The sequence below is a fragment of the Pseudoalteromonas sp. GB43 genome (genome assembly GCF_054923805.1).
Window position 1 is genome coordinate 2800997 of sequence record NZ_JBPCHJ010000001.1, and the last position, 12425, is coordinate 2813421.

Here is a 12425-nt window from a genome sequence, read left to right on the forward strand (position 1 = left end):
ATCATGTTAGCCACGCTCAGATCAATTGCTGAGGCAGTGTCGCAACAGGCGGACTTAAACAGTGCGCTGGGGTGTTTTGTGCAAATGGTAAAAGATGCCATGCAAACACAGTGCTGCTCGATTTATTTTGCCGATTATAGCCAAGATAACTTTGTATTGATGGCCACCCAAGGCCTCAACCCAGATGCCGTGGGTAAGTTTCGTATAGGCTTTACCGAAGGTCTCGTTGGCCTTGTTGCTCAGCGTGAAGAGCCCATTAATATAGCTTTTGCTAAATCTCACCCTCGTTTTAAACTCTCACCTGAAGTTAATGAAGAAGGTTACAACGCGTTTTTATCAGTGCCAGTCGTGCATCAGAAAAAGGTTTTAGGCGTTATTGTTGTTCAACAAAAACTAGCCCGTGTTTTTAGCCCTGACGAAGAGTCATTCTTAATTACGCTCTGGATCAGTTAGCTTCTCAGTTAGCGCATGCAGAAATAAAAGAAATATTACGGGTTGATGAGTTTTCACACCAAACCTCAGTATTAAAAGGGGTATCAAGTGCGCCGGGTATTGCCATAGGTGAAGCCTTTGTAGTAATCCCTAAACTTGACTTTAGCTCTATAGAACTGCAAAAAGACGACGATGTGAGCACCCAGCGCAAGCTATTTACCCAAGCTGTGGCTGCGACGCGTAACGAGTTTAATACCTTATCTATGACACTGAGTGACTCTATTCCGCAAGAGGCACTTGCTGTATTTGATGTTTATCAGCAGTTACTCGATGCCAAAAGCCTTGGTCAAAATGTTGAAGCGCAATTAAAACAAGGATGGAACGCCAAAAGTGCTCTGAAAATTGTTATTGAAAAATTGGTGACTCAATTCAATGCCATGCAAGACCCTTATATTAAAGAGCGTGCTGTTGATGTTAAAGATATTGGTTTACGGGTTTTACATCACTTAGTTAATACTGAGCATGCGGCAAAACCTTACCCTAAAGACACTATTTTAATTGCCGGTACACTAACCCCCGCAATGCTCGCTGAAGTACCTAAAGGCCACCTTGCTGGGGTTGTTAGTGTTAATGGTGCGGCAAATAGCCATGCTTCAATTTTAACTCGTGCTATGGGGATCCCAGCAATTTGGGGCATTGAAGATGTGCCGTTATTGCAGTTTGAAGGCAAGCAAATGATATTAGACGCCTATGCAGGGCGTTTATATATTTCTCCTTCACAAATGCTGCAAGAGGAATACAGCCAGCTTAAATATCAAGAAGCCTTATTGAACGACCGTTTTGTTGCAGAGCAAAACCTAGATGCCGTCACTAAAGATGGCGAACACATTAGCTTGTTACTAAACGCGGGTCTTGAATTAAATACCGAGCATGACAATAAGCCATTTTGCGATGGGGTAGGTCTTTATCGCACCGAAGCCTGGTTTATGCAAAAAGGCCAATTTCCTTCACAGTCAGAACAAGAAAACTGGTATCGCGAAGTGCTAACGAGTTACCACCCTAATCCTGTGGTGATGCGTACACTCGATATTGGTGGTGATAAAGTTTTAGATTACTTCAATATAACCGAAGAAAACCCATTTTTAGGTTGGCGTGGTATTCGTGTGACCTTAGATCACCCCGAGCTATTTTTAGATCAACTCAAGGCGATGTTAAAAGCCAACATTGGTTTGGGGAATTTAAAAATTATGCTGCCGATGATCAGTGGCTCAGAAGAAGTCGATGAATCTTTAAAGCTGCTCGAACAAGCCTATTTTGAGTTAAGTGAGCAATACCCCGAACAAGCCATTGAGCGCCCTGAAATCGGGGTGATGTTAGAAGTACCTTCGAGTGTATTTATGCTTGAAGAGTGGTCGCAAAAAGTCGATTTTTGCTCTGTAGGTAGCAACGATTTAACCCAGTATATGCTGGCAGTTGACCGCTCTAATGCCCGCGTTGCTGAGCTATTTAATCCTTATCACCCAAGTGTTCTTAGAGTGTTGTTAAAAATAGCACAGGAGTGTCAGCAACATGAGCTGCCATTTAGCTTGTGTGGTGAGTTAGGCGGCGATCCAGAAGGCGCATTACTGCTTATTGCAATGGGTTATCGAAGCTTGAGTATGAACTTTGCTTCGATTAGTAAAATTAAGTTTGTGCTTAGGCGATTAAATGTCAGTGATATGGAAAAGTTACTTGCAGAGTGTTTATTACAACCCACTGCAAAACATGTACTTAGGTTAACGCGTAACTTTATGATTGAACATCAACTCGGCGAGCTATTTTACACCCCAAGCCAAGGTCAATCATGAGGGAAAATTGTGCTGTGAAGCACTTATACCAAGCCACCTCAAGATGTAGAATTCAGCGTTTCACAGGTGCTTAATATCAAGGCGTTACTTTGCAACAATGGCAGTCCCTTTTAAGAAGTCACAACGATGAGAGTAAGTGCCTGTGAAACGCCCAAAGGGTTGGTTTAAAAGCGATTTATACTGCGTTATTGATTTTAACAATAGAACCACTATTACTTGCAATCAATGCCTTGCCTAAATCGCTTTTAATTCCAACTGAAACTCGCATCTTGAGGTGGTTTGGGTATATATATTAGTTTAGTATATGTATATAACAAATTGAATATATGAGTGTGCTATGCATGACGTAATACTTTTAATGGTGTACTGCGCAATTTTGGGCAGCGTGGTTGGATTTTTAGCAGGATTATTAGGCATTGGTGGCGGTCTTATAATCGTGCCAGTACTTAGTGCGCTATTAGTGTCGTTTAATGTTGCCGACCCAAGCCATGTATTAGTTATCGCGATAGCAACCTCGTTAGCATCCATTATTTTTACCTCGACGTCTTCAGCCCTTGCTCATCATCGTAATGCTAACGTGCCATGGGAAATTGCTCCTTGGGTTATGACTGGCGTTGGCCTAGGCGGATTGATCAGTGGCTTTGCAGCAAGCTTTATTCCTGAGCAGCTGCTGCGCTTTGTTTTTGCCGGTAGCGTGGTGTTTATCGCACTTAGAATGGTGTTATCGACACGAAAAAAAGCCGCCAGTGAAAAGCCGCTTCCATCAGGGCCTATTCTTGGCTTTTTATGTGCCATAATGGGGGCACTTTCAGGACTAATTGGTATTGGTGGTGGGGCGCTTATTGTGCCGCTACTGCATTATTTTTCCGTTGATATTAAAAAGGCCATTGGTTGTGCTGCTGCTTGTGGTATTGTCATTGCGCTGTTTGGCTCGGTGGGTTACGTATCTGCCGGCTGGCAATTAACATCTTTCAGTGATGGATTTGCCGGATTTGTGTATTTGCCTGCGTTAGTCGGGATTGTGGTTACCTCGTCGCTCATTGCGCCTATAGGTGCCAAAGCTACGCATTACTTGCCTGTGGCAACAATAAAAAAAGTATTCGCGCTATTACTTGTCATAATTGCGCTTAAAATGGTGTTTAGTTAAAGGTTTTTATTTTTATGGCTCTTCAATTTCCAGATATCGATCCGGTTATTTTTTCGGTAGGCCCGCTCAGCGTACGTTGGTACGGTTTAATGTATTTAATTGGTTTTGCTTTGGCGATGTGGCTTGCTAATCGCCAAGCAGCAAAGCCCAACTCTGGTTGGACAAAAGAACAAGTCAGTGACTTATTATTTTACGGCATGCTCGGGGTAATACTCGGTGGCCGTATTGGTTATGTATTGTTTTATCAGTTCAGCTACTTTATCGAAAACCCACTGTATTTATTCAGAATTGACCAAGGTGGCATGTCGTTCCATGGCGGCACTCTGGGTGTAATTACAGCCATTGCAATCTTTGCATGGACCCGTAAAAAATCATTGTTTGAGGTAGGTGACTTTGTAGTGCCACTTGTGCCGCTTGGTTTATTAGCCGGACGTATTGGTAACTTTATTAATGGCGAACTATGGGGCCGAGTGACAGATGTACCTTGGGCATTTGTTTTTCCTACAGGTGGCCCAGAGCCACGTCATCCATCCCAATTATACGAAGCCTTTTTAGAAGGCCTAGTACTGTTCTTAATCTTACAATGGTTTATCAAAAAGCCTCGTCCAGCGGGAAGTGTTGCTGGGGTGTTCTTACTTGGCTATGGTACGTTTAGGTTTATTGTTGAATACTTCCGTGAACCAGATGCTCATTTAGGTTTATTTGCAGGCGTTATCTCTATGGGTCAAATACTGTCATTGCCGATGGTAATTGGTGGCCTTGGTTTGTTAATATGGGCCTATAAAAAGCCGCAGCAAAGCGTGGCAAGCAAAGCATAACAAGAGCAAATCAATGAAACAGTATTTAGATTTATGTCAGCGTATTGTTGACGAAGGTGTGTGGGTTGAGAACAAACGCACAGGAACCAAATGTTTAACAGTAATTAATGCCGATCTTGAATATGATGTGGCAAATAACAAGTTTCCGCTCATCACCACGCGAAAGAGCTTTTACAAAGCGGCGATAGCGGAGTTACTGGGTTATTTACGTGGTTACGACAGCGCTGCACAGTTTCGTGATATCGGCTGTATGACTTGGAATGCCAACGCGAACGAGAACAAAGCGTGGCTTGAAAATCCGCATCGTCGTGGTGAGGATGATATGGTCGTGTGTATGGTGTTCAAGGGCGCAGTTGGCAACGCCCTGATGGTAGCCACCTTGATCAGCTTAAAAAAGTTATCGATAACTTATCGAAAGGAATTGATGATCGCGGTGAAATCGTCACTTTTTATAATCCAGGTGAATTTGAGCTAGGTTGTTTGCGCCCTTGTATGCACACACATACCTTTTCTCTGTTAGGCGATACTCTATACTTGACATCATACCAACGTAGCTGTGATGTGCCGTTGGGTCTGAACTTTAATCAAATTCAATGTTTTGTGTTACTTGCTTTAGTTGCACAAATAACCGGACATAAACCGGGTAAGGCGTATCATAAAATAGCGAATGCGCATATTTATGAAAACCAACTTGAGTTGATGCGTGATGTACAACTTAAGCGAGAGCCTTTCGCGTCGCCAGAATTAAAAATAAACCCAAATATTAAATCATTAGAAGACATTGAAAGCTGGGTTACAAAAGATGATTTTGAAGTAGTAGGTTATCAGTGTCACGATGCAATTAAGTATCCGTTTTCAGTTTAAGAACAATAAAATTTAAGGAGAAATCAATGAAAGCAGTGATCCCAGTTGCTGGCCTTGGCACGCGTATGTTACCTGCAACAAAAGCAATCCCTAAAGAAATGCTTCCTATTGTTGACCGCCCGTTGATTCAGTACGTTGTAAATGAAGCAATTTCAGCCGGAATTAAAGAAATTGTTTTAGTAACGCATTCAAGTAAAAACTCAATTGAAAACCACTTTGATACCAGTTTTGAGTTAGAAGCCACACTTGAAAAGCGTGTGAAACGTCAGTTACTTGCTGAAGTACAGTCAATCTGCCCGAAAGATGTGACTATTATCCACGTTCGTCAAGGTGAAGCGAAAGGCCTTGGTCATGCGATAAATTGTGCGGCGCCTATTATAGGTAATGAACCGTTTGTTGTTATCTTACCGGATGTGATCATCGATGATGTTGCGAGCGATCTTAAAAAAGATAACTTAGCAGAAATGATCCAGCGTTTTGAAACCACCGGTGAGAGCCAAATTATGGTTGAGCCTGTGCCGCAAAACGAAGTAGACAAGTTCGGTGTAGTAGACTTAGGTGATGTAACAATCAATCAAGGTGAAAGCGCCGCAATTTTGAATATGGTTGAAAAGCCTCCTATTGATCAAGCTCCATCAAATCTTGCTGTTGTGGGTCGCTATGTACTGAGCAAAAATATTTGGCCATTACTTGCAAAAACTCCAGCTGGGGCAGGTGATGAAATTCAATTAACAGATGCCATAGCCATGCTAATGGAAAAAGAAACGGTTGATGCATACTCTATGAAAGGTAAAAGCCATGACTGTGGTAGCAAAATTGGTTATTTAAAAGCCATCGTTGAATTTGCTTTACGACGTGAGGAATTCAAAGATGAATTGAGCGACTTCATAAAGTCGTTGGTTAAATAACCAATTCTATTTACTTAGTAATAAATTATGTTAAAAAAGTGCCTATATGGCACTTTTTTGTTATTTACAAGCAGCTGACAATTGTTGATTATTAACAAATTAGGGACTTTTCTGATATACCTTTGTCTTATAGGGTTGTTAAGATGAGTATGGTGATTAATTGCTCTAATTCAGTTAGTTAACTGAGTAATGAAAAGCATTAATAATTTTGCTGCAAATTGTTTATGTTATAAAGCTACTTTTTACTAACAACATGATTTGCAGCGAATTAAAGCACTAAACTGAAATTATAATAAAAACATAATGTTAGTGTTTATTTTCAATATCTTAAATTATCTTTTAGCTTTTGATGTACAGGTAAGTACTAACAGATAGTCTTCTTCAAAGTAAGAAGCAATTTTTTAACGGTACGTTTAAGAATCCTGATTATGAAAGATTACTTCAAGCCTTTTCGCTGCAGTATATACCTAATGGTGTTATTAACTGTTTCTGGTTGCAGTAATGAGCTGCTGCTAAGCTCTACCGTTAATTCTATGCAAAGTTTTGCACTTCGCTTAATCGATCCTATTTTTCAAATTAATGTAAAAACTAGTTCTGAGCTTCAATCAACGGCTACACAAAAAAATACCCTAGCCACTGCTGCTATATTAGCACCTACAAAACCTAATTATACTTTTGCGTTACAGTTAGCATCAGTTAGCTCTGAGACCGCAATAGAAGTCACCTTTCATAAAATGGCAAAACAAGCGCCTAGTATTTTTCAAGGTAAACCAATTTTGAATGTTGAAGTTGCAGACGTGCATGATAGAACTTTCTACCGCTTAAAGTTTGGAGGCTATAAGTATTTAAAAAATGCGAAAGCTGACTGCGCGGCTATTAAGCGACAAGGTATTGATTGTTGGGTTAGTAAATACACAGATAATCGAATTTATTTTTAGCGTCAAATATTCACTCTAAAGGTGGCATTTTTATTGCTAATATTTAAGTCTGTTTTTTAGAATTGACGTCACCATGCATTTTTCTATTTTCTCTAAATATTTATTGTTAACCATCTGCTTAACTGCTTTAACAGCATGTATGATGAGCCAAGAACAAAGCCAGCCTGTTTATACTGAACAGCAGGTACAGCAATTTGCTGCCGAGTGGCAAAATCAACAGCCTAGCATTGAACGTCTTGCTGCAATGGAAAAAGACCTTGCGTTGTTAATCGAGGTACTTTCGGCTAATAGTGATTTAACTGCACAACCATCGGCATTTGAGCCGCAAAATGATGTGATCTATCACCAAAGTGAGCAAATACAATCTCAGCAATCATCATCAATCGACTCATTAGAAACGATTATTGCTGCAAACAAAGCAGCAGAAGCAGGTGTACAATTAGGCTTATATTTAACGCCGAAAAAGGTCAGACATCAGGTCTTGAACCTTAAACGTGATTATCCTGCTGTTTTAAATGACCTAGATTTTCGCTTTAAAACTCGTGAGCAAAAAGGGGTAACCTTGTATGGATTACGAGCAGGTCCATTTGCAAATTATACTCAGGCGACAGCTTTTTGTGAGATAGCCAAAAGAATGGGGCAAACTTGTGTGACAGCCCCTTTTATTGGGGAGATGCTATAAGTATCTTTCCTCTTGGAAATTAGGGGATTAACCTTAAAGTATTTGTTCTAGAGGTCGATAAAGCTTAAGATACAGCAAAATGGCTTAGCCATTTATTTATAAGGACTTAATATGAAATTACCTCTTTCTTTAATTGCATGCTCATTAGCATTTTCTGCTTTTTATTCTTATGCCACTACTGAATCTTTCAGTGCAACAGTAAAGGTTCAAAACTCAGTTGTTTTAACAAAAGGAAATGATCTAAATTTTGGTACTATTCGTGCCGTAGCCGATCCTTCAGGTGCTGCGCAAGCTGTTTTAACAATTAACCCAGAACCTGATGCAAGCCCTGTTTCAACAAGAACAGATGCATCTCCTGCGATTATTTCAATTATTGAGCAAGGGTCTCCTGCTTCATTTACGGTATCGGAAGCGGTGCCAAATGCGCGTTTGTCGATTACTGATCCTACTGCTAATACTTTAGCTTCTGATGGACAAGGTTTAAATGAGCCAAACTTTATTGTTGATGAATGGAAGTATTTTATTACTTCATACCAAATGCAAATGCTTATTACCTTCCAGGCAGCCCAAATTTAACAGCAGATGCAGACGGCAGTGTTGAGTTTAACATTGGTGCCAATTTATCTACCTCAAATTCGGCGTCATCTGAGCCTTATCGTGATGTTGAGTATACCGGCACTTTCCAATTAGAAGTTGCTTACTAATAATACTAGGTAATTAGTCATGCGCTTTTTGCTTTTAGCTACTGTTTTATTTTGTGTGTTCTCAACACCCTTACAGGCTGCGAGCACAGAGCAACAAGCGCTTGATTTTGGTACTCTAGTTATTCTAGCTAATACAAATACCAGCTCTGTAATCGTCAAAGATGATGGCAGTATCAATACGCAGGGCTCGGTTTATGTTCTTAAAAATGGCCGCCCTGCAGAATTATTACTTACTGACTTTCCAGCTAGAACTCAGCTAACTATGAATCTAGTTGCCCCAGTTGACTTAACACATGATATCGATGGCAACTCGAGTGCTGGATTTTCTGTACGCCTTAATGGTTTTCCTAAATATGTGATTACCAATGAATTTGGTGAAGCAAAAGTATTTATTGGCGGTATTTTAACGACAGACCGTAGCGCTAAACCATACGCTGATGGTCAGTATTCTTCTACAACTTATTTAGAAATATCAGTCGATTACTAAGGATAGATATGTTCGCAAAACGTCTTTTATGTGGACTTCTTTTTGTTTTTTTCAGTCAATATGCAACGGCAAACTTACTTATTTCACCAACGCGGGTTTCATTTGATGAGCGCCAACGAAGCGCAAAAGTCACCGTCATTAATAGCTCAGAAGAGTACCGTACATACCGCGTGGTATGGAGCGAAAAATTAGCGCTACCTGGTGGGGGCTATCAAACATTGAGTGAGCCAGTAACCACGAGCCTTTCTCCTATGGCACGCTTATCACCAAAGCAAATTCGCTTAGCACCTGGCGAAAGGCAAACGATTAAAATAGCAATTAGAAAGCCTAAGGATTTGGCTAAAGGGGAATATCGTTCCCATTTACTATTTCAAGCCTTACCAAATGAAGATAAGGCAGCTAAGGCTGGACTTAAAGTGAATATGATTTTGAGTTTTAGTATTCCAGTTGTATATCGTGAACAAGGTGAGCTGCCAAAAGTTGCATTTCAAACTGCAGAAATAGTTGAAGATTCGGTAAACAAAAAACCAAAAATTGCCGTTAAATTAACTGAACAACAAGGTTTTAGTAGTTACGGTCGACTTAGCGCGTATGTTACTAATTCTGCAGGTAAACAAGAAAAAATCGCAGAAATCGGGAATCTAAGCCTATACCCTGAAATTGAACAAGCGACTGTGTTGTTAGATTTATTCTCTGGTAAACAGTTGCCAAAACAAGGGAACATTGAGCTTAAATATCAAGGTGCCGATGAGTATGAAGGCGTCGATTTTGGCTCATATTCATTGCCTATTCGACATTAGGGATTAATGCGAAAAAATTTATGAATCGCTTATTTGCGTTAGGGCTTATGCTATTAAGTCCTATCAGCGTTGCTAATTCGACTGTGAGTACAGAGGATGTACTAGCTAGAGTCAATGCCATAAGAGCTAAGCTAAATGGCGAACAGCTTTACGCTCCACAATCTAAGCATATAACTGCTGTTAATCATTCTGCAGATACCTTAGACGCTCAGCAACGAATTGCCACTGGGGAATTTTTGCTATTTTCAATTTATTTAAATGAAAATTATTTAGGTGAGTTGTTTGCCCTTAAGTCTGATCAAGACATATTGCTTGGCGTTTCGGGGCTAGTTGATATTTTACAGCTTGCAATTAATGTCGATATATCAGCCGAGAGTGCCGAAGGTTGGTTCATCAACACCAATAAAACCTTTCAATTAACAGCTCAAAAACAGTTGATTACAGATACAAAAAAGTGGCAGCTTACAGAACAACAAATTAGTGTTGATGATGATATTTATATAGAGGCAGCAGTACTCGCTGAGGCTTTAGAATTTAAACATCGCTCTGACTACGCAAGCTTAGAGCTGTATATTGAAACTGAGTCTGTTTATCCGGTTGTCGCCCAAGCGCAGCGACATAAAAAACAACTACAAAGCTATAGTACTCAAAAGCAAGCAACTTTACCTTGGAAACCAAGCCCATATCAGACTTTATCTGTCCCTGTGGCTGACTTACAATTGAATTACACCCAAGATAATGATGGCAGTCAGGCTAGTTACTCATTACTTGGCTCGCAAGATTTTGCATACCTTACTATGGAATACTTTTTATCGGGTCGTGAAAGTGATTTATTGAATAACTCAAGGCTAACTTTCTCCAAGCAAGATGTGAATAATCAATTGTTAGGTCCACTTGCTGCAAGTCTTATTGAAGTAGGTGATGTCACAGCTACGCAAGTTGGCAGCCGTTTTAACAACCAGTACGGGCGCGGAGTTAAAATTTCGAATTATCAACTTGGGCAAGCAGTTAATAATAATCGAGTGAATCTAACTGGTGCAGTACAGCCAGGTTGGGATGTTGAATTATACCGCAATGGTATTTTAATTGAGCAGCAATTGAGCTTGGCGGATGGGCGCTATGTTTTTGCTGACGTTGATTTACTGTTTGGTGAAAACAACTTTGAGTTGATTTTTTATGGTCCGCAAGGGCAAGTAGAGCGAAAAACAGAATATTACTACATTGATGGTACGCAGCTTGAACAAGGGGAAGCAGTCTATGAGTTATCTGTTTCAGAGCAAGGCAAGCAGTTATTAGGTAATTACAGTAATAGTGCAAACAAGGGCTGGGTTGCTGCAGGGCGATACCAATATGGATTGAGTGATAACGTTGCTATGTACTCAGGCTTTATGGCGCAAAAGCGAGAGCAAGATGAGTTATACCATGTTGCTCTAGGAACGAATCTCAGCTTGTTAGATAGGTTATTAGTTAATATGGAATATGAAGAAAACAATCAACAACAAAGAGAATTTGAATTAACAACAAGAACTAAACTGGCTGATCAGTCCTTGTTGTTCAGCGCTACGAACCGTACAGATAACCTGAATGGTCGAGATATAACGCTGAAAAGCTATCAATTTGATATGTCTGGTGAGCTGATGCAAAACAACTTTGGGCGGCTTAATTATCAAAACAACTTTTTAGTTCAACACGCACAAAGTGGTGATTTAAAGCAAATTTATAACCGTTTAAATTACAGCTATGCAAACGTCTCAATAAATAATTTATTGCAATGGCAAGACCCAAGCGCCGGGCAAGAAAGTGTAGATGGTATGACGCGTTTACAAACACGACTAGGCAGAGTGTACAGTCGGTTTGGTGTTAATTATCGACTTTCTCCAGTGAGTGAGATAGCAAGTTATGAAGCTGAATTTAGCCGAAGTTTAGGCCCGAGTCTCCAAGCAGAGTTAACTTTAAGGGACTCTCTAGATTACGATGTTCAGTCTGCAGAATTAGGACTAACGTGGCAAAATGACAGGATTAACTTAAGCAGTAATGTTAATTACGATAGTAATGACCAATGGCAAATTCGCTTAAATAGCCGATTTAGCTTTGGTTTTGATAGCCAATATAATCAACCATTTATGAGCAACAGAACATTGACCAATACAGGTAGTTTAATGGTTAATGTGTTTTTAGATGAAAATGATAATGGTATTAAAGACAGTAATGAGAAGGGCTTGGCGGGTGTTAAAGTAAAAGGCTTACAAAATTATCGCCAAGCGATTACTGATGAACAAGGGATCGCGATTCTTTCTGCTATGCCAGCTAACCGCACAACAGATATAGTGCTCGATCGTGACAGTTTTGCTGACCCTTTTATGATCCCCGCCCACGATGGTTTCTCCATAACACCACGAGCAGGCTTTGTTGAGTACATGGATTACCCAGTAAATAATGCCAGCGAAATAGAAGGCACTGTTTATCAGCAGACAGAGCAAGGAGCTAATGTTCAACCTTATGCCCAAATTACTTTAGTGGATGAGCAAGGTAATGATGTAGCAACTACGCAAGCGGCTTATGATGGCTATTACTTGTTTACTGATATTAAGCCCGGTAAGTATCAGGCGATTGTAGATAAGCAGTACCAAGGACAAAAATCACTGACTAGTACTCAAACACATAAAATACAGTTATCGCCCAAAGGTGATGTGCTGGTGGGAGTTGACATTACTTTGCGACACTCGAAAAGCGCCAGGGATATATAGCGAGTATTGGCAAGTTTAATTCACTGAAAATATTAAAGGTGTATTACTCAT

9 protein-coding genes and 2 pseudogenes are annotated in these 12425 nt (G+C 40.2%); all 11 read left to right on the forward strand.

From position 1 onward, the window contains the following. The first annotated feature begins 3 nt into the window (after positions 1-3). The 11 genes and pseudogenes from ptsP to ACRWSG_RS13355 all read left to right on the forward strand — a co-directional run bounded on the left by ptsP (position 4) and on the right by ACRWSG_RS13355 (position 12374). Positions 4-2279, forward strand: a pseudogene (ptsP, locus tag ACRWSG_RS13305) (phosphoenolpyruvate--protein phosphotransferase). Positions 2280-2616: 337 nt separating this feature from the next. Then, positions 2617-3426: a sulfite exporter TauE/SafE family protein gene (locus ACRWSG_RS13310; RefSeq protein ID WP_462166500.1), complete on the forward strand. Its 810-nt coding sequence runs from the start codon at positions 2617-2619 to the stop codon at positions 3424-3426. Positions 3427-3440: 14 nt separating this feature from the next. After that, a complete protein-coding gene (lgt, locus tag ACRWSG_RS13315; protein WP_054554353.1) occupies positions 3441-4244 on the forward strand; it encodes a prolipoprotein diacylglyceryl transferase in 804 nt (267 codons plus the stop codon). A gap of 13 nt (positions 4245-4257) precedes the next feature. Continuing rightward, a pseudogene (locus ACRWSG_RS13320) lies at positions 4258-5108 on the forward strand (thymidylate synthase). Positions 5109-5134: 26 nt separating this feature from the next. Beyond that, complete coding sequence (galU, locus tag ACRWSG_RS13325) at positions 5135-6016, forward strand: UTP--glucose-1-phosphate uridylyltransferase GalU (protein ID WP_054554355.1); 882 nt, start codon at positions 5135-5137, stop codon at positions 6014-6016. Between the two features lie 428 nt (positions 6017-6444). Further along, positions 6445-6954: an SPOR domain-containing protein gene (locus ACRWSG_RS13330; protein ID WP_054554356.1), complete on the forward strand. Its 510-nt coding sequence runs from the start codon at positions 6445-6447 to the stop codon at positions 6952-6954. Positions 6955-7093: 139 nt separating this feature from the next. Continuing rightward, entirely contained in the window at positions 7094-7636 is a 543-nt protein-coding gene (locus ACRWSG_RS13335; RefSeq protein WP_054554357.1) for an SPOR domain-containing protein, read from the forward strand. A 111-nt stretch (positions 7637-7747) separates the two neighbouring features. After that, entirely contained in the window at positions 7748-8212 is a 465-nt protein-coding gene (locus ACRWSG_RS13340) for a DUF4402 domain-containing protein (protein WP_462166501.1), read from the forward strand. A 147-nt stretch (positions 8213-8359) separates the two neighbouring features. Next, positions 8360-8827 (forward strand): DUF4402 domain-containing protein, encoded by a 468-nt coding sequence (locus ACRWSG_RS13345; protein ID WP_054554359.1) that lies wholly within the window; start codon positions 8360-8362, stop codon positions 8825-8827. A gap of 8 nt (positions 8828-8835) precedes the next feature. After that, positions 8836-9627, forward strand: a complete 792-nt coding sequence (locus tag ACRWSG_RS13350; RefSeq protein WP_138600288.1) for a fimbria/pilus periplasmic chaperone — start codon at positions 8836-8838, stop codon at positions 9625-9627. 20 nt (positions 9628-9647) lie between these two features. Further along, positions 9648-12374: a hypothetical protein gene (locus ACRWSG_RS13355; RefSeq protein WP_462166503.1), complete on the forward strand. Its 2727-nt coding sequence runs from the start codon at positions 9648-9650 to the stop codon at positions 12372-12374. Positions 12375-12425: the final 51 nt, after the last annotated feature.

Coding starts and splice junctions, on each gene's coding strand:
- ACRWSG_RS13310 (WP_462166500.1), top strand. CDS start 2,617: ATGCATGACGTAATACTTTTAATGGTGTACTGCGCAATTTTGGGCAGC.
- lgt (WP_054554353.1), top strand. CDS start 3,441: ATGGCTCTTCAATTTCCAGATATCGATCCGGTTATTTTTTCGGTAGGC.
- galU (WP_054554355.1), top strand. CDS start 5,135: ATGAAAGCAGTGATCCCAGTTGCTGGCCTTGGCACGCGTATGTTACCT.
- ACRWSG_RS13330 (WP_054554356.1), top strand. CDS start 6,445: ATGAAAGATTACTTCAAGCCTTTTCGCTGCAGTATATACCTAATGGTG.
- ACRWSG_RS13335 (WP_054554357.1), top strand. CDS start 7,094: ATGATGAGCCAAGAACAAAGCCAGCCTGTTTATACTGAACAGCAGGTA.
- ACRWSG_RS13340 (WP_462166501.1), top strand. CDS start 7,748: ATGAAATTACCTCTTTCTTTAATTGCATGCTCATTAGCATTTTCTGCT.
- ACRWSG_RS13345 (WP_054554359.1), top strand. CDS start 8,360: ATGCGCTTTTTGCTTTTAGCTACTGTTTTATTTTGTGTGTTCTCAACA.
- ACRWSG_RS13350 (WP_138600288.1), top strand. CDS start 8,836: ATGTTCGCAAAACGTCTTTTATGTGGACTTCTTTTTGTTTTTTTCAGT.
- ACRWSG_RS13355 (WP_462166503.1), top strand. CDS start 9,648: ATGAATCGCTTATTTGCGTTAGGGCTTATGCTATTAAGTCCTATCAGC.